Raw genomic sequence first — 19,850 nt, 5'->3', positions numbered from 1 at the left:
AAGCGCGGTGCGATCAGGGCCGGTAGATGCCCTGTTACACCGCGCTCTATCTGTCTATTAGAGGGGAGATCGACCAGTGGCACTTTCACCGATGATGGCGCACTATCTGGAGATGAAGAAGCAGTACAAAGACTGCATTCTGTTCTACCGGATCGGCGATTTTTATGAGATGTTTTTTGAGGATGCCAAGACCGCATCCCGTGAGCTGGAACTGACACTGACCGGAAAAGACTGCGGTCTGGAAGAGCGCGCGCCGATGTGCGGCGTTCCGTTCCACGCGGTGGACGGATACATTACCCGTCTGGTAAAAAAAGGATATAAGGCCGCGATTGCGGAACAGGTGGAGGATCCGAAACTTGCCAAAGGCCTCGTAAAACGGGAAGTCATCCGCGTGGTTACCCCGGGAACGCTTCTCGGAGAGGGCAGCCTGGAAGAGACAAAAAACAATTATCTGATGGGAATTGTGTGTCTCGACCGCACCTTTGGATTGGCCGCCGTCGATGTCACGACCGGCGATTATCTGGTGACGGAAGTCTCCTCCAAGCGGAGTCTGACGGACGAGATTAACCGTTTTGAGCCGGCAGAGATCGTGTGCAATGAACCGCTGATGATGAGCGGTCTGGATATGGATGACCTGAAAGCCCGGCTGAACATTGCGGTTTCGGTGCTCGAACACCGTTATTTTTCTGACGACGTGTGCCGGGGACTTCTCGAAGAACACTTCCATGTCGGCAATCTGGGCGGCCTCGGTCTCAGCGATTATCCGGTCGGAACCATTGCGGCCGGCGCTGTTCTGTCTTATCTCTATGAAACGCAGAAAAACCATCTCGACCATCTGACGCATATCACGCCGTATACCACCGGCCAGTATATGATGCTGGACACCTCCACACGCCGGAATCTGGAGCTCACGGAAACCCTCCGCGAAAAGCAGAAGAGAGGAACGCTGCTCTGGGTGCTCGACCACACCCGAACGGCCATGGGCGCGCGTCTTCTGCGCAGTGTCGTGGAGCAGCCGCTGATCGACCGGGAACGGATTGTAAACCGTCAGAACGCAGTGGATGAATTCAACATGAATTACATTTCCCGCGAGGAGATCTCCGAGTACCTCGGCCCCATCTATGATCTGGAGCGCCTGATCGGAAGAATCAGCTACAAGACCGCAAATCCGCGGGATCTGATCGCTCTGGCTTCTTCCCTTGAAATGCTGACGCCCATCAAAGATCAGCTGAAGAGTTTCACGTCGGATCTGATCCGTGAGACCGAAGAGGAGATCGATCCGCTGGATGACATCCGCACCCTGATCCGGTCCGCCATCAACGACGAGCCGCCGGTTATGCTCCGGGAGGGTGGCATCATCCGGGAAGGTTACTCCAAAGACGCCGACGAGCTGCGCAGGGCAAAGACCGAAGGCAAAAACTGGCTTGCAAACTTAGAGGCTTCCGAACGGGAAAAAACCGGAATCAAAAACCTCAAAATCAAGTACAATAAGGTCTTCGGCTACTATTTCGAGGTCACCAATTCCTTCAAGGATCTCGTCCCGGATTATTTCATCCGCAAACAGACTCTGGTCAACGCCGAGCGTTATACCACCGAAGAACTGAAGAATACCGAGGAGAAGATTCTCGGCTCGGAAGACCGGCTGTATTCGCTGGAATACGATCTCTTCGTGGATGTCCGCGACCGGATCGCCGAGCAGGTGACGCGGATCCAGAAGACGGCGCGGGCAATCGCCAAAACCGACGTGCTGGTATCGTTTTCCGTCGCTGCGACAAGATACGGATACGTCAAGCCGTCCATCAACGAGAAAGGTCAGATCCGCATCAAAAACGGACGTCATCCGGTGGTGGAACGCATGATGAAGAACGATCTGTTTGTGGCAAATGATACCCTCCTCGACAACTCCCGGAACCGCTTCGCCATCATCACCGGTCCGAACATGGCGGGAAAATCCACCTATATGCGGCAGACCGCCCTCATCACCCTGATGGCCCAGATCGGTTCCTTCGTTCCGGCGGATGAGGCGGACATCGGCATCGTCGACCGCATCTTCACCCGTGTCGGCGCTTCGGATGATCTCGCCAGCGGTCAGAGTACCTTCATGGTGGAGATGACCGAGGTCGCCAACATTCTCCGGAATGCCACCCGGAATTCCCTGGTCATTCTCGACGAGATCGGCCGCGGAACCAGCACGCTGGACGGAATGGCCATCGCCTGGGCGGTTGTGGAATATGTATCTTCCGCAAAGACACTGGGGGCCAAGACGCTGTTTGCCACCCATTACCACGAGCTCACCGAGCTGGAGGGCGCCCTTACCGGTGTCACCAACTACTGCATCGCCGTCCGTGAACAGGGAGACGACATCGTCTTTCTGAGAAAGATCGTGAAGGGCGGTGCGGACCGAAGCTACGGTATTCAGGTCGCCAAGCTAGCCGGCGTTCCGGGAGCTGTCATCACCCGGGCCAACGAGATTCTTGAGCAGCTCAGCGACGCCGATATCGTCGACCGGGCCAGAGAGATTGCCGGCTCCAGCGCCACAACCCGGAAAAAAATCGAAAAGCAGGATGAGGTTGACCGCGGCCAGCTTTCCATGTCGGATACCATCCGCTCCGACGACATTGTCCGTGAGATTCTGGAACTGAAAGTAAACCAGATGTCCCCGCTGGAAGCGCTGAACGAGCTCGACCGGCTGCAGTCAAAGCTCAAAAACCGGTGGAATAACTGACAGAAAGGAATGAGCCATGCCTGAGATTCGTCTTTTGGATGCCGATACGATCAACAAGATCGCGGCGGGCGAGGTCATCGAAAGACCCGCATCTGTTGTCAAAGAACTGATGGAAAATGCCATCGACGCCAAAGCAACGGCGATCACTGTGGAGATCCGCGACGGCGGCATTTCCATGATCCGTGTGACCGATAACGGCTGCGGAATCGAAAAAGAACAGATCCACACCGCATTTCTGGCGCACGCGACCAGCAAAATCCGGGACGCGGTGGATCTGATCACGGTGTCGTCCCTCGGATTCCGCGGTGAGGCGCTGGCGAGCATCGCTTCCGTCTCGAAGGTAGAGCTGATCACGCGGACCTCCGATCAGGTCTCCGGCTCCAGATACCGCATCGAAGGCGGAAAGGAACTGGAACTCGAAGACATCGGGGCGCCGGAGGGCACCACATTTCTGGTCCGGGATCTGTTTTACAACACACCGGCGAGACGAAAGTTCCTGAAATCCGCATCGACGGAGGGGGCCCACGTTGCCGCTCTGGTCGAGAAGATCGCGCTTTCCCATCCCGAGATCAGTTTCCGCTTTATGCAGAACGGGCAGAACAAGCTTCACACCACCGGAAACCATAATCTGAAAGATATTGTGTATACCGTCTACGGGCGGGAGATTGCCGGCAATCTCATGCCGGTGGAAGCCGGGGCAGAGCCGGTGCGGATCGGCGGTTTCATCGGAAAACCGATCATCAGCCGCGCCAGCCGCACTTTCGAGGTCTACTTCATCAACGGGCGTTTTATCCGGAATCCTCTGATCTCCAAAGCCATCGAGGATGCGTATAAACCCTACATGATGCAGCACAAATACCCGTTCACCATGCTCACGTTCCGCATCGATCCGGCATTTATCGATGTCAATGTCCATCCGGCCAAGATGGAACTTCGCTTTCGGGATGATGAACTGATCTACCGCATGGTATTTCACACCATTTCCATGATCCTGCGGGGACGGGAGATGATTCCGGAGGTATCGGACGAGGAACCGTCATCCGTTTCAGTTCCGGAGGAAACGCCGCAGACCGGTCTTTCCTCCGGAAACCGTACCACATCTTTTACCGGTACACCTGCCGCCTCCGGTCTGAAGGCAGTCCGTTTTCAGGCCCCGGATGCCGGAGAATCCAACGGCGCGGATTCCGGTTTGATGCGCGGAAACCGGCCGGAGCCCTTCGAGAAAAACCGCCTCAGAGAGTCCGGTTTTCACTCGGTGAACGGAGCACTGAACGAGACCAATACCCAGCTTCCGCCTATGTCCGAATCCGCCCCGGCTGTACCGGGAATTGTCCGGGAATCCGGCGAAACCACCGTGATGCCCGCAAAGTCGGAATTCGATCGCGAAAATGTGGGCCCGACGCAGAAACTTGTGACGGCGGATGCACCGGAAGCGGAAAAAAGCGAACCGATGGTGTCAGCGGAAATGAGCAGCCATTCTCCGGCTTCGTCCGGAGAGATCACCGGGGACATTTCCGGACTCCGGGACGATGGAAACACCCCGGAAAAACCGCAGCAGCTCGATTTCTTTGAGGAAAAACTTCTCTCGCCGCAGTCAAGGCTTCGCCATAAACTCATCGGACAGGTCTTTGACACATACTGGCTCGTGGAGTACAATGACAACCTGTATATCATCGATCAGCACGCGGCGCATGAAAAAATTCTCTACGAAAAGACCATGCGGTCGCTGAAAGACCGGACTTTTACATCACAGCTTCTGAATCCTCCGCTGATTCTGACGCTGACCAAAAAAGAGCAGCGGATCTTCGAGATCTACCGCAGCGAATTTGAAACCCTCGGTTTTGAGATCGAGCCCTTTGAGGGAAATGATTTCGCCGTGCGCGCCGTTCCGGACAATCTTTTCTCCGTGGCCAAGAAGGATCTTCTTCTGGAAATGCTGGACAGTCTGACCGAGGAAAGCGGCGTCACCATCACGGATACCTTAAACCACCGCATTGCAACCATGTCCTGCAAGGCTGCCATCAAGGGCGGAAATGAAATCTCGAGAGAAGAGGCGGATCATCTGATCGACGAACTCCTTCTTCTCGAAAACCCGTATGCCTGCCCCCACGGGAGGCCGACGATCATTTCCATGAGCCGGACGGAACTGGAAAAGAAATTCAAGCGGATCGTCTGATCCGCCGCCGAAAGGAATTCATACAGAATATGGAGACCAGAAAACCTCTGATTATCATCGCCGGGCCGACTGCGTCCGGCAAGACCGCACTTTCGGTGGAACTCGCCGGACGGATCGGCGGTGAAGTCATCAGCGCCGACTCCATGCAGGTCTACCGTTATATGGATGTCGGATCCGCCAAAGTCACACCGGAAGAAACCTGCGGGATTCCCCATCACCTGATTGATGTGCTGGAACCGACGGAAGACTTCAATGTGGTTACCTTCCAGAAAATGGCAAAAAAAGCCATGCAGGAGATCTGGGACCGTGGACACATTCCGATCATCTGCGGCGGAACCGGTTTTTATGTACAGGCGCTGGTGCGGGACATTGATTTCACCGAAACCGAGGAGGACAGCCGGCTTCGGGAGGAGCTGGAACAGCGGGCAAAACGGGAAGGGGCGGAAGCCATTCACCGTGAACTCGCCGCGGTGGATCCGGAATCCGCAAAGGCCATTCATCCGAACAATGTGAAGCGGATGATCCGCGCCATCGAGTTTTACCGCCAGACCGGCATGACAATATCCGAACACAACCGGAGAGAGCGGGAGAGAAAGTCCCCCTACCGCTGCTTTTACTATGTCCTGAACATGGACCGCGCGGTTCTCTATGACCGTATCAACCGCCGGGTCGATCTCATGATGAGACAGGGACTTCTGGAAGAAACCAGAAAACTTCGGGATATGGGCTGCCTGCGGAGTTCCACCGCCATGCAGGGACTCGGCTATAAGGAAATGATGTCTTTTCTTGCCGGTGAATGTACGCTGGAAGAAGCGGTGGACGATATCAAAGAGAACACCAGACATTTTGCCAAGCGTCAGCTCACCTGGTTCCGAAGAGAGCAGGACGTCCGATGGATCTGGCTTCCGGATTACCCCGAAGGGGCGCCCGCCATTGCGGAGATGATCGCCCGGGAGATCGGTGGATCCAAAGAAAAACAGGAATGAATCAATCAACGCTCCGGAAGGGGCGACAGGAAGGAAATGAAATACAATGGAAACAAATCAGATGTACGCGGAAATGGGGATTTCCCCGGAAGTGCTGAAGTTCGGAAATGATATCCTTCGGGATCTCCGGAGCCGTTTCGACCGCATCGACGAAAACACGGAATACAATCAGCTGAAGGTCCTCAGGGCTCTGCAGAAAAACAAAGTATCCGAGGCATGCCTCCTCGGAACCACCGGCTACGGTTATAACGATATGGGACGTGAGACACTCGAAAGAGTGTACGCCGACATTTTCCATACGGAAGATGCCCTCGTCCGCCCGACCATTACCTGCGGAACCCATGCGCTGTACATTGCCCTCGCCGGAAATCTCCGCCCGGGCGATGAGGTCATGTCTCCGGTCGGCAAACCCTATGACACGCTGGAGGAGGTCATCGGCATCCGCGAATCCAACGGTTCCCTGGCCTCCTACGGCATCACCTACCGTCAGGCGGATCTGAAGGAAGACGGCTCCTTTGACTGGGACGCCATCCGGGCGGCCGTCAACGAAAAGACCCGCCTTGTGGAAATTCAGCGTTCCCGCGGCTATGCGACCAGACCGACCTTTTCCGTCGAACAGATCGGAGAAGTCATTTCCTTCATCCGCAATATCAAACCGGATGTCATCTTTATGGTTGATAACTGCTACGGTGAATTTGTCGAGACCATTGAACCCTCCGATGTCGGTGCGGATCTTGTGGTCGGATCCCTGATTAAGAATCCGGGGGGCGGTCTGGCTCCCATCGGCGGATATATCGCCGGCAGAAAAGAATATGTGGAAAATGCAGCCTTCCGTCTCGGCGGTCCGGGCCTCGGAAGAGAGGTCGGCGCAACCTTAAATGTCAACCGTTCCTTCTATCAGGGCATCTTCCTTGCGCCCTCCGTTGCCTCCAATGCGCTCAAGGGCGCGATCTTTGCGGCCAATCTCTATCAGAAGCTCGGTTTCGAATGCTTCCCGAAAGCAGAGGCACCGCGCTATGACATCATCCAGGCCATCAATTTCGGAACTCCGGAGGGTCTTTGCCGTTTCTGCGAGGGTATTCAGGCCGCCGCTCCGGTGGACAGTTTCGTCAAACCGGAACCCTGGGCGATGCCGGGATACGATTCGGATGTCATCATGGCAGCCGGAGCGTTTATCTCCGGTGCTTCGATCGAACTCTCTGCGGACGGGCCGTTAAAGCCGCCGTACACCGCATTTTTCCAGGGCGGCCTTACCTGGCAGCACGCAAAATTCGGCATTCTCATGTCCCTTCAGAAGATGATTGACGCAGGACTCGCAAAAATCGGCTGATTCCGGATTCTATGACTTAAGAAAAAGTTTCATGGAAGTCAGATTGACTTTTATGGTAAAATAATATTTGGCCCTTTTGACGAAACCGTCAAAAGCAGCCGGCTTTCCGCAGCTGTGTATCGGGAGAGGCACGGGAAAGAGAGCCAATATGACTGATAATCTGAAAACCAAAGATATTCCGGAAGCAGACCGGCCGGTGGAAAAATGTCTCCGAACCGGAGCTTCCGGCCTGTCGGATGCGGAACTTCTGGCCGTCATTCTGCGAACCGGATCCAGAGGCGAAAATTCTCTGAATCTCGCCCGCCGGCTTCTTGAAAGTGCAAGACCCGAGGGAATTCTCGGCCTTCTTCATCTGAAGGGCCCGGAACTCCGGAAAATCCGCGGCATCGGCAATGTCAAGGCCGCCGAAATCATGTGTATCGGCGAGCTGAGCAAGCGGATGTGGCGGAAGCTTGCCCGGACGGAAGTCCGCAGAATCCAGAGCGGAGAAGATCTTGCCGCGTTCTGTATGGAAGATATGCGGCACCTCGAACAGGAAGAATTCCGGCTGTTCATTATGAACAATAAGGGAATGCTGGTTCATGAGGAAACGCTGTTCCGCGGAAGTGTCAACGCGTCCATCGCTTCCCCCAGGGAAGTGTATATCGAAGCGCTCCGCTGGCAGGCGGTATCCATTGCGGTGGTCCACAATCATCCCGCCGGTGATCCGTCTCCGAGCCCGGAAGACCGCCGCATTACCGAACAGCTTGCAGCGGCTGGCCGCGCCATCGGCATTCATTTTGCGGATCATGTGATCATCGGCGATCAGACATTTTTCAGTTTCAGAGATTGGGGTTTGATAAGTTAAATGAAAAATGACAGATATATCATTGCGGGCATCTCCGCCTTGTGCCTGCTTCTTATCATCGTTACGTCGGTAAACAGCAGCTTTCTGATGCCACTCCGGAGCGGAGCGGGATTTTTTCTTGTGCCGATGGAAAAAGGCGTCAACGCGGTGGGTTCCGGTCTGTTCGGCAATATTCAGGCATATTCCGATCTCCGGGACGCGCAGGAGGAGAACGCACGCCTGAATGAACGGGTTGCCAACCTGACGGAAGAGAACAACCGGCTTTCCAGCGAGACGTATGAGCTGGAGCGGCTCCGGGAACTCTACAAACTCGACCAGGAATATATGAATTATCCGAAGGTTGCTGCAAGGGTCATCGCCAAAGACTCCGGAAACTGGTTTCAGGTTTTCCGTATCGACAAGGGAGCGTCCGATGGAATCCGCGCCGATATGAACGTCATTGCCAACGGCGGTCTGATCGGCATTGTAACCGATGTGGGCCAGAATTATGCCACAGTCCGCGCCATCATTGACGATGACAGCAACGTCAGCGCAATGTCCCAGCGGACCGGTGAAACCTGCAATGTGTCCGGAAGCATGGAATTGTTCGAGGACGGAAGACTCGGCCTCGACCATGTGCGGAAGGATGCGGACATCGCAGAGGGTGACCGGATTGTGACGTCCAACATCAGTGATGTATATCTTCCGGGCCTCTTCATCGGCTATGCGTCGGCTCTCTCCACGGATTCCAACAACGTCACAAAATCCGGCACCGTCATTCCCGTCGGACAGTTCGACAACATCCGAGAAGTCCTGATCATCACCAAACTGAAAGGGGAGGAGATGCAGAATCAGGACGACAGCGATACAAAGCGTTCCGCCAGTGAACACAACGATGTTCCGCAGGAAGAGACACAGGCGGAGACCGAACCGGTCATCGATCCCATCGCAGAACGGAAGACCGAGAAGGCTTCGGAGACTTCCGAAGAATCCTCTTCCTCCGGTGAGACCGTCGAGGAAGAGACCGGATCCAACGGGTAAGCCGCAGGGAAGGAACACCGATGAGAAAAATAATCATAAACATTGTTCTGCTGATTCTGGCATTTACGGCACAGGTCTGCCTGTTTCCCCAGATCAGTATTCTCGCCTCGTGGCCGAATCTGCTCCTGATCATCGTCTCTATCTGCGCATTCATCGAAGGGCGGCAGATGGGAATCATTTACGGTCTTGTGGCAGGACTGGTCATGGACCTGTTCTACAGCGGCGCATTCGGATTTTACACCCTGTTTTTCGTCAACATGGGGTTTCTGAACGGATGTTTTACCCGTTATTACTATGAGGATTACATCACACTGCCGCTGACACTCGCGATCCTGAACGATCTCGCTTATAACCTGTATATCTATATTTTCCGGTTCCTGGTTCAGGGCAAACTGAATTTCGGTTATTACTTCGTCAAGATTATTCTTCCCGAAGTGATTTTCACCACCGTCACCACCCTGGTCATCTATCGGCTGCTTCTGTTTATCAACCACAGTCTTACGGAATGGGATGAGAAGCAGACAAGGTAAGGAGAGTTTTTCACATTGTTTGGAGATTTCAGAGATTTTATCGTTGACCTCGCAAAAAAGATCATGACGTCCCGAATCTTCGGGCTCGGCGCGATCTTTTTTGCCATGTTCTGTTCGCTGATCGTCCATCTGTTTCAGATGCAGATCATCAACGGCGACAACTACCAGCAGGAGTATGTCTCCATGGCGGAGAAGGTAATCCGTACCGCCGGAACCCGCGGCAATATCTACGACCGCGCGGGCAACATCCTCGCAAGCAATGAGCTTGCATACAACGTTTCCATTCAGGATGTCGGCGCCTACAGCGATTCCGCCTCCATGAACTCCATGCTTCTGCGTCTGGTCCATATTCTTCAGAAACACGGCCAGAAGGCACAGGGGAATCTGGAACTCGGCGTAAATGATGATGGAAATGTCATTTTTACATCCGAGAGCGAAAATGCAAGAAAGCGTTTTCTGCGCGACTACTATGGTCTGAAGAGCGTCGAGGAACTGGATGATGAGAGAGGGAAGTACCCGTCCGCCGTCACCGCGGAGGAACTCTATCATCAGCTCTGCGACCGCTACAAACTGGATAAAACACTGGATGAGAACAGTCAGGTCTGGACTCCGGATGTTCCGACGGCGCTTCAGATTCTGGACATCCGTTATACCATGCGTTTTACCGAATTCCAGAAATACGAGACCACCACCATCGCGGTCAATGTCAGTGACGCGACAGTGGCCGATATTCTGGAACACCAGCCCCTCCTCAAAGGAGTCAGCATCGAAGAGTCCACCAACCGTGTCTACCACGAGTCGCTGTATTTCGCACCGATCATCGGATACACCGGCAAAGTCACCACTGAACGGCTGGAAGAACTGAAAAAAACCGATTCGGGGTATGAGCTGAACGACATTGTCGGGCGCACCGGCATTGAATCGTCCATGGAACTCGAACTCAAGGGAACCAAGGGCTCCGAGACCGTGTACGTCGACAACATGGGCCGGATTCAGCGGGTGATCGACCGGACCGAGCCGAAAGCCGGCAATGATGTGTACCTGACACTTGATCTGAATCTTCAGAAGGGAATCTACAACATTCTGGAGCGTCAGCTGGCCGGTGTTCTTCTGGGGACCATCGTCAACCAGGAACCGGGAACGATTCAGTACACCGACTCGTCGCACATCAAAATTCCGGTGAAAGATGCGTATTTCCAGCTGATCAACAACAATGTGCTGGATGAAAAGCATTTCTTTGCCGACGATGCCTCCTCCATCGAGAAGAAGATCGCCGCGGATTACACCACCTCCCGCCGCCGGATCGACAGCGAGATCCGCGAGCAGCTCACGGGGGCCGATCCCCGGCCGATGAACGAGCTTTCGGAGGAAATGCAGGCCTACATGAATTACATCTATACCTATCTGGCGTCCGACGCCGTAGGCATCATTCATTCATCCGGCATTGACACCTCCAGCGAGGAATACGGCCGGTGGAAGAACAACACCATGAGTCTGCGCGATTACCTGTATTACGGTATTTCCGCCAACTGGATCGATACCACAAAACTGAATATCGAGAGCAATTATTCGGACGCGAACGCAGTCTTTGACGCCCTGGCGGAGTACGTCTCCAAGGCGCTGGCCGACGACCGTCAGTTCAGCAAGAAAGTATACCGGTATCTGATCAACAACAACGTGGTAACCGGTCAGGAACTCATGCTCGCCATGTACGATCAGGGCGTTCTCTCCTGGGATCAGGGTGCGGTGGATTCCCTCCGCGCCGGCGGAAATGACACCGCCTACTCGCTGCTCATGGCAAAGATCCGCTCCATCGAGATCACGCCGGCGCAGCTGGCACTGGACCCCTGTACCGCAAGCTGCGTCATGACCAACGTCCGGACCGGGCAGGTGCAGGCCCTTGTCACCTATCCGAGCTACGACAACAACAAGATCAACGACATCAGTTATTTCTCAAAGCTGAACAATGATCAGTCGCTGCCGCTCCGAAACAACGCGACGCAGACCCTGAAGGCACCCGGTTCTACCTTTAAGCCCATCAGCAGCATCGCCGGTCTGGAAGAACATGCCATCTCCGTCGACGAACAGATCGACTGTACCGGTATCTACGATGAGATTGACACTCCGGTTCGATGCTGGATCTATCCGGGAAAACACGGCCCGCTGAATGTCATCGGCGGAATTGAGAATTCCTGCAACGTATTTTTCTCTGAGGTCGGCCATCGCCTGTCTCTGGATGAAAACAAGAATTACAACACCGCCACCGGTATTTCACGGATCCGCAAATACGCCGCGATGTTCGGTCTGGACCGGGTATCCGGAATTGAGATCAATGAGTCCGAACCGCATATCTCCGACACCGATCCGGAGCGAAGCGCCATCGGTCAGGGTACACACCAGTTCACAAATGTACAGCTTGCCCGCTACGTTACGGCCCTTGCCAACCGCGGCACGGTCTACGACCTGAGTCTGATCGATCACGAGACGGATTCCAACGGCAATCACATTAAGGATTACACGCCAACCGTCAGTGATCAGCTCAAGATCAGCGATTCCACCTGGAATGCCGTTCATATGGGAATGCGGCAGGTTATCATGAACAGCTCGACCAACAAGATCTTTGCCGATTTCCCGCTGGCGGTTGCCGGCAAGACCGGTACAGCCCAGGAGTCCAAAAAACGCGGAAACCACGCGTTCTTCGTCTCCTTCGCGCCGTTTGACAATCCGGAGGTTGCGGTAACCGTCAATATTCCGAACGGATATTCATCCTCCAATGCCGCGATGGCAGCCAAGCACGTGTACAGCCTTTATTACGGCTTTACCTCTCTGGATGATATTATGGCCAGCGGAGCACTGGATGCCTCCAACGAGAGAATCAACGGAGACTGATCGAATTTCACGCAAAAAAACGCGATAATGTTTGTGAAAAAGTACCAAATTACTATTGTGATGATGATCACTTTAGGGTAAAATGTTATGAAGAAGGAAGTGTACAATGCTGTTTGATTATGATTTCCGGAATTACAATTTCAGACTGCTGCTTTACATGGCCGCACTCAGTCTGATTGGAATTCTTGCGATTTCAAGTGCATCGGGCGCGGACAGTTCCAGAATGATCAAACAGATCGGCGGCGTAGTTCTTGCGTTTGTCATCTGTATTGCGGTTTCCATGCTGGATTATCACCGCTACGAGCAGTTCGCTGCAGCCATCTATGTTGTCTGCAGTCTGATGCTTGGTGCCGTGCTCATCATGGGTATCAGCACCAAAGGAGCGACCCGCTGGCTGAAGATCGGACCGATTCAGATCCAGCCGTCCGAGTTTGTAAAAATCGGCCTGATTCTTGTCATCGCGATTTATCTTTCGCGGAATATCGACACCTTAAATCAGCCGAGAACCCTTGCCCGCACCGCGGGAATTGCCGGAATTCCGCTGGCGATGGTTTTCCTGCAGCCGAACCTCTCGACAACCATCGTCATTTCCGTTATGATTCTATGCATGATCTTTGCCGCCGGCCTCAGCTACCGGTGGATAGGGGGAACCCTTCTGGTCGGTCTGCCTGCCTTCGGAATACTTCTGTGGGCAGCGCTGCAAGACATGGTTCCCTTCCTGAAACAGTATCAGGCCCAGCGAATCATGGCCCGCTTTTTCAATACCAGCGGAGATTACACGGATCTGAACCGCCAGCAGAACAATTCGATCATGGCGATCGGTTCCGGAAGACTGACGGGAAAGGGTCTGTTTAACGAGGCGCTGGGCTCCGTCAAAAACGGAAACTTTCTTTCCGAGGAGCAGACGGATTTCATCTTCGCCATCATCGGAGAGGAGATGGGGTTTGCCGGCTGCGTAGTCATCATTTCCCTCTACTTACTGCTTGTGTTTGAATGTCTGTTCATTGCTTCCCGCGCAAGAGATCTGGAAGGAAAACTGATCTGCACCGGCGTCGCGTCGCTGCTCGCATTCCAGAGTTTTGCAAACATCGCGGTTGCAACCGGAATTTTCCCGAATACCGGTCTGCCGCTTCCATTTATCAGTTCGGGAATCAGTTCCCTGCTCAGCACCTTTGTCGGAATGGGAATCGTGCTGAACATCGGAATGCAGAGGGCGAGTGCCGCCTGACGGCACAGCAAAGTATCATTAGGCAACCATGCAACATGCCCCGGCCATCTTTACCGGGCATATTAAGGAGGACACCATGAATATTGGCTTTGTTGCACACGATGCAAAAAAGAAACTGATGCAGAACTTTTGTATCGCCTACCGGGGCATCCTCAGCCGCCACGATCTGTATGCAACCGGAACAACCGGAAGACTGATCGAGGAGGTCACGAATCTCTCCGTACACAAATTTCTTCCGGGACATCTCGGCGGAATGCAGCAGCTTGGCGCTCAGATTGAAAACGACCAGATCGATCTCGTCATCTTTCTTCGCGATCCGCTGGCTCCGAAATCCCATGAACCGAATGTCAATGACGTCGTTCAGCTCTGTGATATGCACAATATCCCGATGGGAACCAATCTTGCCACTGCAGAGCTTCTGATCAAAGCGCTGGATCGCGGAGATCTCGAATGGAGAGAGATGTATAAATGAGTACACCGAATATCGCCGCAGGAACAATAAGATCACGCCGCGGTCGGCGCAGACGCCGCCGCAGGCAGCGGCATCTGCCGATCTTACTGTTCCTGCTGATTTTATTCTGTCTGATCGGCATCGCCGTTTTTATGCTGTCGGGTCTGAAAAAAAGCTACAGCACATCCAAACGCTATCCCCGGTTTATGAAAACCGGAGATCTCCCTCTGATGACGGAGGATCTCGCCGTCATTGACCCGCAGGAAGAATACGATGCGTCCGTGACCTCCAGTGAGGCAGGCATCGTCCTCAACGCAACGGATAAAACCGTAGTCTACAGCAAAAATCCGTATGAGCGTCTCTATCCGGCGTCTCTGACCAAGGTCATGACGGCGCTGCTGGTCTTCGAAAAAGGCGGTCTGGATGAGACGGTGGAAGTGACCAAAGATGCCGTCATCACAGAAAACGGCGCATCCCTTGCCGGCATCAAACCCGGCGATCAGATTACGGTCCGTGAACTCCTCTACGGACTTCTTCTTCCCTCCGGCAATGATGCCGCGAATGCCCTTGCGTTTTACACCAGCGGAAGCGTCGATGCTTTTGTCGGGGAGATGAACCGGAAGGCGGCTTTGCTCGGATGCGCGGGAACCCATTTTGTCAACACCAACGGACTTTCCGACGATCAGCATTACACGACGGCCTACGATTTCTGCCTGATATTCCAAAAAGCACTGGAATATCCGGAATTCCGTGAGATCATCTCCACGAGGCAGCATGTGGGCAACTGGATCAGCAGTGACGGCACCGGGATGGCAAAAACCTGGGATAACAGCAACTGGTACCTCACGAAAAAGGTGGCTTCCCCGAAGGGAGTCACCGTCATCGGCGGCAAGACGGGAACAACCCGCGCGGCCGGATCCTGTCTGGTGATGGCTTCCGAGAATGAGGAGGAAAAAGAATTCATTTCCATCGTCCTGAAGTCCGAGAATCATGACACGCTGTATCAGAATATGACAAACATGATCGGTAAAATTAAGGAATAGTGATTGCACTTTTCGTCATTTCATACTATAATTGTCTCAGAAATAAGTCGTTTTTATACTAATTTCTTAAAATTTAATCGCGTCGAGGAGGAAATTGTTTATGGTTCAGATCGTATCAGGAACAAAGGGTAAGGGCAAAACAAAGTATCTTCTGGATATGGCGAACAACGCCATAAAAACCGCAAAAGGTGATGTTGTATATCTCGACAAGAGCATCAAACACATGTATGAACTGCATAACAAAATCCGCCTGATCAATGTTCAGGATTATCCGGTTGACACGACCGACGGATTTATCGGTTTCATCTGTGGAATCATCTGCCAAAACCACGATCTGGAGCAGATGTATCTGGACAGTTTCCTCAAAATCGCTTTCCTCGAAGGGCAGGATATTGAACCGACTCTGACACACCTGAAGAAGATCGGTGAGAAATATCACGTTGATTTTATTCTCAGCGTATCGCTGGATAAAACAGAGATTCCGGAATCCGCGCAGAAAGACATTATCGTTTCTCTGTAAGCCCGTTTCATCCGGATAACGGATAATGCACATCGGATCTGCCGGAAACAAATTATAGCAAAAACGTTAAGGGCCGCATCGGACGATGTCGGTCCTTTACATTTTTGCGCTCAATCTCTATAATATATAAGATAGGCGGAATATTCCGGAGTTATTCGAATTTTCCCCCAAAAAACACAGACGATTCAGAAGGCATATTTGATGGCAAAGAAGAAGAAACAGAAAGACAGAACGGTCGTCCGATACCGGAAACCACTCAACATCAATATCGGAATGATCATCTTTACCGTAATATTCTTTTACCTCATCCTGAATATTTTTACCTATTTCCGCAAGCCGAAAATCCAGTTCTATGAGGTGGCGGAGGGAAGTATTGTAAACAATCATACCTATACCGGCGTCATTTTCCGCGATGAAAACGTAAAGACGACCGAGAGCACCGGGTATGTCAATTTCTTTATTCGGGAAGGCAAAAGAGCCGCCAGGGGATCTACCATTTATTCCCTGGACGAGACCGGAGAGCTTGGTAAATTTCTTGCACAGAATTCCGGATCCAATACGGAGATGAGCAGCGACAGTGTCGCGAATCTGAAACAGCAGCTGAGTTCGTTTTCCCTTTCCTACGGTGACTCGAACTTTTCTAATGTATACTCCGAACAGTATCAGCTTCAGTCCGCGGTTGCCGAGTATATGAACCTGAATGCTCTGGACACGCTTGCCCAGGCAATGCAGGAGCAGGGTATCAACTATAAGCAGATAACCACCGATCAGGCCGGAGTCATTTCCTATGTGATCGATTCTCTGGAGGACGTCTCCCCGGAGTCCGTGACGGCAGAGACATTTGACAAGTCGAAATATACCAGAACAAGCTCACGGTCCGGAGACCTGATCGAACAGAATTCTCCGATCTATAAACTGATCGGAAGTGAAACCTGGAGTCTGGTTTTCCCGATTTCGGAAGAAGACCAAAAGACATTTTCCGAAAAGAAATATCTGACCATTAAGCCGTCCTCTCAGTCGCTGAAGTTGAGCGGGGCGTACAGCACGTTCACCGGCGGAGACGGCAAAACATACGCCAGACTGGATTTCAGCAAATACATGGTCCGCTTTGTGTCAGACCGTTTTCTGAACTTTGAAGTGGTCACCAATGAGGCAACCGGACTGAAAATCCCTGTCAGTGCCGTTGCGTCCCATGATTTCTATATCATTCCGAAGGAATATCTGACAACCGGAGGAGACGCCGACTCGGGGCAAAAGGGATTCATGAAACAAACCTATAATCAGAACGGAGATCAGTCCGTTGTCTTCACGCCGGTCGATGTGGCCGACACCGATGACGAGCAGGGTATTGTCTATGTGGAAAAGAAGGACGGAGGCCCCGTCGGTGACGGAGATTATCTGATTAAACCGGATTCTTCCGGCACGGACGACCGATATCAGGTCGGCAAGACGGAAACAATGACCGGCGTTTACAATATCAATAAGGGATATGCTGTTTTCCGCGTCATTGACAAACTGACAGAAAACGGAGAGTACATCATCGCCAAGCCCAATTCCGCATACGGGCTCTCCGTGTATGACCGCATTGTTCTGGATGCGTCGTCCGTGGAGGACGGTCAGCTGGTCTACCGCTGATCTTTTTTCGGGCCGTCAGAAAAATGTAGGATTTAACAAGTTGACAGTATTAAAAAAATTAAAGATAATACTATTATGAACAAAAAAGTAGCAGCATTTTTTATATAAGAACGCTGTTAGGGGAATGGAGAATTGAAGATGAGTATTTTCAGCAAGCTAATGGATACCATGCGTCTGACCGAGGATGAGGAATACTACGACGAGGACGAAGAGTTCGAGGAGGAAGAACCGAAGTCCAAGAAGCATCTCTTCGGAAGATCCCGCGATGCAGAAGAGGAAGAGGAGACGGAAGACAACGGCCGCAGCAGTCATTTCCTTTCCTCCAGACAGACATCCGGAAGCAAAGTGGTTCCGATGAAGCGCTCGATGGAAGTTTCGCTTGTGAAGCCGAGTTCCATGGAAGATTCCCGTGAGATCTGTGATCTTCTGCTTTCCGGCCGTGCGGTTGTTCTGAACATGGAAGGAATGCGCATGGAGATGGCTCAGAGAATTATCGATTTCACCTGTGGTGCGACCTATTCCATGAACGGCAATCTGCAGAAGATTTCGAATTATATCTTTATCGCAACACCGGCAAGCGTATCTCTGTCCGGTGAATTTCCGGAGCTGATGGCAGACGGATCTCTGAATATTTCCGGTATGAATCTCCATCTTTGATTCACGCAGGAATCCAGCCGAATAATATAAAAATTGCAAGGAACAGACAATCTTCCTTTTCGGGGGATTGTCTGTTTGTTGGTTGCGGTAGGATCTGAGTTTTTCTATTTTACAGGGGGAACATATTTTGAAAGAGGAAACATCTCGATTTACCACATATTTGCAGCTTGGCATGTTCACACTGATGGCCGTTGCGCTGGATCAATGGACCAAACATCTGGCTTGCGTTCATTTGAAAGGCTCCGATGACATTATCCTGATTCCGGGCGTATTTCAGCTCCAGTATCTGGAAAACCGCGGGATGGCCTTTGGCATGATGCAGGGCGGATACTGGATTCTCTCCGCCATCACCATCGTCATCATGGCAGCCATCCTGTATATTCTGGCGAAAATGCCGCGCACGCCCCGTTACCTGCCGCTCAAGGCCTGCGCCTTCCTGATCTTTGCCGGTTCCGTCGGCAACCTGATCGACCGCGTAACGAACCAGTTTGTGGTTGACTTCTTTTATTTCAGCCTGATTAATTTCCCGGTCTTCAACGTCGCGGATATCTATGTCACCTGTGCGGCATTTGTCTTTCTCTTCCTGATGTTTTTCTACTACCGGGAAGAGGAGTTGAATTTTCTGAAATAAATCGATGTCACAGAAACGGAGCAATCATTGATTAAACAGTATTTTGTAGAACCGGATGAAGCCGGAGAGCGCATCGACCGATGGCTTTCCGAACAGGATGAAGAATTCTCCCGTTCCCGCGTTCAGAAACTTTTAAAGGACGGCGCAATCACCGTGAACGGGTCCGCTGTCAAGAGCAGTTACAAGGTGGAAGACGGCGATGTCATCGAGGCTGATGTTCCGGAACCGGTTGAAACCGAAATTATCCCCGAAGATATCCCGCTGGATATCCTGTATGAAGACGAAGATGTGATCCTCGTCAACAAACCGAAAGGGATGGTGGTTCATCCCGCTCCGGGCCATTACAGCGGAACCCTCGTCAACGCACTCATGTATCACTGCAAAGACCAGCTTTCCGGAATCAACGGTGAACTCCGGCCTGGCATCGTCCACCGGATCGACCGGGACACCACCGGTGTCCTGGTGATCTGCAAGAACGATCAGGCGCACCGCTCCCTGGCAGAGCAGTTAAAGGTTCACTCCATCAACCGACGCTATTATGCCATCGTTTCCGGAAACCTGAAGGAGGATGACGGCACCATCGACTCACCCATCAGCCGACATCCGACGGACCGGAAGAAGATGTGTGCCGGCGCGAAAGGCGGCCGAAATGCAGTCACCCACTGGCATGTTCTTGAGCGTTTTGGCCGGTACACCATGATCGAGTGTAAACTCGAAACCGGGCGCACACATCAGATTCGCGTTCACATGGCTTCCATCGGTCACCCGATCCTCGGAGATACCGTCTACGGCCCGGAAAAGCAGCCCTTCCATCTGGAAGGTCAGACCCTTCATGCCGGCATTCTCGGTTTTATCCATCCGCGGACCGGAGAGTATGTGGAATATTCCGCTCCGCTCCCGGAATACTTCGAAGATCTCCTCGAAAAACTCCGGAAGACCGCGACGGGATAACGAAATATCCAGCATGTGCAATGATACTTGCAGGTTCCATTTCGACACTGCAAAATGCTGCGATAATTAAGTGACACTTACAAAACCACAAGTGACTTTTCTGACTATTGATGATATAATAATTCTATAAAGAACGAATGAACGGAAAATGCTGCGGAACAGCAGCCGTCATTTGCGGGCAACAAGTCAAATCCGCTTCAACCGATATCCGTAACGCGGGTTTCACATGGT

Annotated in this window: 15 protein-coding genes and 1 pseudogene; all 16 read left to right on the top strand. The window is 52.5% G+C overall.

All coding sequences use genetic code 11. From position 1 onward, the window contains the following. Positions 1–91: 91 nt before the first annotated feature. The 16 genes and pseudogenes from mutS to BMW41_RS03500 all read left to right on the top strand — a co-directional run bounded on the left by mutS (position 92) and on the right by BMW41_RS03500 (position 19,619). Positions 92–2,725 carry a DNA mismatch repair protein MutS gene (gene mutS, locus BMW41_RS03575; protein WP_074648903.1) on the top strand — a complete coding sequence of 878 codons (2,634 nt, stop codon included), beginning with the start codon at positions 92–94 and terminating at the stop codon, positions 2,723–2,725. A 16-nt stretch (positions 2,726–2,741) separates the two neighbouring features. Next, positions 2,742–4,901 carry a DNA mismatch repair endonuclease MutL gene (mutL, locus tag BMW41_RS03570; protein WP_074648886.1) on the top strand — a complete coding sequence of 720 codons (2,160 nt, stop codon included), beginning with the start codon at positions 2,742–2,744 and terminating at the stop codon, positions 4,899–4,901. 29 nt (positions 4,902–4,930) lie between these two features. Continuing rightward, entirely contained in the window at positions 4,931–5,887 is a 957-nt protein-coding gene (gene miaA, locus BMW41_RS03565) for a tRNA (adenosine(37)-N6)-dimethylallyltransferase MiaA (RefSeq protein WP_074648885.1), read from the top strand. 46 nt (positions 5,888–5,933) lie between these two features. Next, the gene (locus BMW41_RS03560; RefSeq protein WP_074648884.1) at positions 5,934–7,217 is read left to right on the top strand and encodes a methionine gamma-lyase family protein; all 1,284 of its coding nucleotides are present in this window, start codon (positions 5,934–5,936) and stop codon (positions 7,215–7,217) included. A gap of 148 nt (positions 7,218–7,365) precedes the next feature. Continuing rightward, a complete protein-coding gene (gene radC, locus BMW41_RS03555; RefSeq protein ID WP_074648883.1) occupies positions 7,366–8,064 on the top strand; it encodes a RadC family protein in 699 nt (232 codons plus the stop codon). Further along, positions 8,065–8,877, top strand: a pseudogene (gene mreC / locus BMW41_RS03550) (rod shape-determining protein MreC); the annotation flags it as partial. A 227-nt stretch (positions 8,878–9,104) separates the two neighbouring features. Then, on the top strand, positions 9,105–9,614 hold the full coding sequence (mreD, locus tag BMW41_RS03545; RefSeq protein WP_074648881.1) for a rod shape-determining protein MreD: 510 nt from the start codon (positions 9,105–9,107) through the stop codon (positions 9,612–9,614). Positions 9,615–9,629: 15 nt separating this feature from the next. Next, entirely contained in the window at positions 9,630–12,503 is a 2,874-nt protein-coding gene (locus BMW41_RS03540) for a penicillin-binding transpeptidase domain-containing protein (protein WP_074648880.1), read from the top strand. 106 nt (positions 12,504–12,609) lie between these two features. Then, complete coding sequence (locus tag BMW41_RS03535) at positions 12,610–13,731, top strand: FtsW/RodA/SpoVE family cell cycle protein (protein ID WP_074648879.1); 1,122 nt, start codon at positions 12,610–12,612, stop codon at positions 13,729–13,731. A 76-nt stretch (positions 13,732–13,807) separates the two neighbouring features. Next, positions 13,808–14,203 (top strand): methylglyoxal synthase, encoded by a 396-nt coding sequence (locus tag BMW41_RS03530; RefSeq protein WP_031471520.1) that lies wholly within the window; start codon positions 13,808–13,810, stop codon positions 14,201–14,203. A 185-nt stretch (positions 14,204–14,388) separates the two neighbouring features. Then, complete coding sequence (locus BMW41_RS03525; RefSeq protein WP_083378763.1) at positions 14,389–15,225, top strand: D-alanyl-D-alanine carboxypeptidase family protein; 837 nt, start codon at positions 14,389–14,391, stop codon at positions 15,223–15,225. A gap of 100 nt (positions 15,226–15,325) precedes the next feature. Beyond that, positions 15,326–15,745, top strand: coding sequence for a twitching motility protein PilT (locus BMW41_RS03520; protein ID WP_074648877.1), 420 nt, complete (start codon positions 15,326–15,328; stop codon positions 15,743–15,745). A gap of 201 nt (positions 15,746–15,946) precedes the next feature. Continuing rightward, positions 15,947–17,380 carry a biotin/lipoyl attachment domain-containing protein gene (locus BMW41_RS03515; RefSeq protein ID WP_074648876.1) on the top strand — a complete coding sequence of 478 codons (1,434 nt, stop codon included), beginning with the start codon at positions 15,947–15,949 and terminating at the stop codon, positions 17,378–17,380. Between the two features lie 138 nt (positions 17,381–17,518). Beyond that, on the top strand, positions 17,519–18,037 hold the full coding sequence (locus BMW41_RS03510; protein WP_074648875.1) for a cell division protein SepF: 519 nt from the start codon (positions 17,519–17,521) through the stop codon (positions 18,035–18,037). Positions 18,038–18,164: 127 nt separating this feature from the next. Continuing rightward, on the top strand, positions 18,165–18,668 hold the full coding sequence (gene lspA / locus BMW41_RS03505; RefSeq protein WP_074648874.1) for a signal peptidase II: 504 nt from the start codon (positions 18,165–18,167) through the stop codon (positions 18,666–18,668). Between the two features lie 27 nt (positions 18,669–18,695). Continuing rightward, positions 18,696–19,619 carry an RluA family pseudouridine synthase gene (locus BMW41_RS03500; RefSeq protein WP_074648873.1) on the top strand — a complete coding sequence of 308 codons (924 nt, stop codon included), beginning with the start codon at positions 18,696–18,698 and terminating at the stop codon, positions 19,617–19,619. Positions 19,620–19,850: the final 231 nt, after the last annotated feature.

It is taken from the genome of [Clostridium] aminophilum, assembly GCF_900101295.1.
Classification (GTDB): Bacteria; Bacillota; Clostridia; order Lachnospirales; family Lachnospiraceae; genus Clostridium_R; species Clostridium_R aminophilum_A.
This window is presented reverse-complemented; position numbering and strand designations above follow the sequence as displayed.

What these genes read in the sequence shown, in the direction of transcription:
- mutS (WP_074648903.1), top strand. Translation starts at nt 92, where the DNA reads ATGATGGCGCACTATCTGGAGATGAAGAAGCAGTACAAAGACTGCATT.
- mutL (WP_074648886.1), top strand. Translation starts at nt 2,742, where the DNA reads ATGCCTGAGATTCGTCTTTTGGATGCCGATACGATCAACAAGATCGCG.
- miaA (WP_074648885.1), top strand. Translation starts at nt 4,931, where the DNA reads ATGGAGACCAGAAAACCTCTGATTATCATCGCCGGGCCGACTGCGTCC.
- BMW41_RS03560 (WP_074648884.1), top strand. Translation starts at nt 5,934, where the DNA reads ATGGAAACAAATCAGATGTACGCGGAAATGGGGATTTCCCCGGAAGTG.
- radC (WP_074648883.1), top strand. Translation starts at nt 7,366, where the DNA reads ATGACTGATAATCTGAAAACCAAAGATATTCCGGAAGCAGACCGGCCG.
- mreD (WP_074648881.1), top strand. Translation starts at nt 9,105, where the DNA reads ATGAGAAAAATAATCATAAACATTGTTCTGCTGATTCTGGCATTTACG.
- BMW41_RS03535 (WP_074648879.1), top strand. Translation starts at nt 12,610, where the DNA reads ATGCTGTTTGATTATGATTTCCGGAATTACAATTTCAGACTGCTGCTT.
- BMW41_RS03530 (WP_031471520.1), top strand. Translation starts at nt 13,808, where the DNA reads ATGAATATTGGCTTTGTTGCACACGATGCAAAAAAGAAACTGATGCAG.
- BMW41_RS03525 (WP_083378763.1), top strand. Translation starts at nt 14,389, where the DNA reads ATGAAAACCGGAGATCTCCCTCTGATGACGGAGGATCTCGCCGTCATT.
- BMW41_RS03520 (WP_074648877.1), top strand. Translation starts at nt 15,326, where the DNA reads ATGGTTCAGATCGTATCAGGAACAAAGGGTAAGGGCAAAACAAAGTAT.
- BMW41_RS03515 (WP_074648876.1), top strand. Translation starts at nt 15,947, where the DNA reads ATGGCAAAGAAGAAGAAACAGAAAGACAGAACGGTCGTCCGATACCGG.
- BMW41_RS03510 (WP_074648875.1), top strand. Translation starts at nt 17,519, where the DNA reads ATGAGTATTTTCAGCAAGCTAATGGATACCATGCGTCTGACCGAGGAT.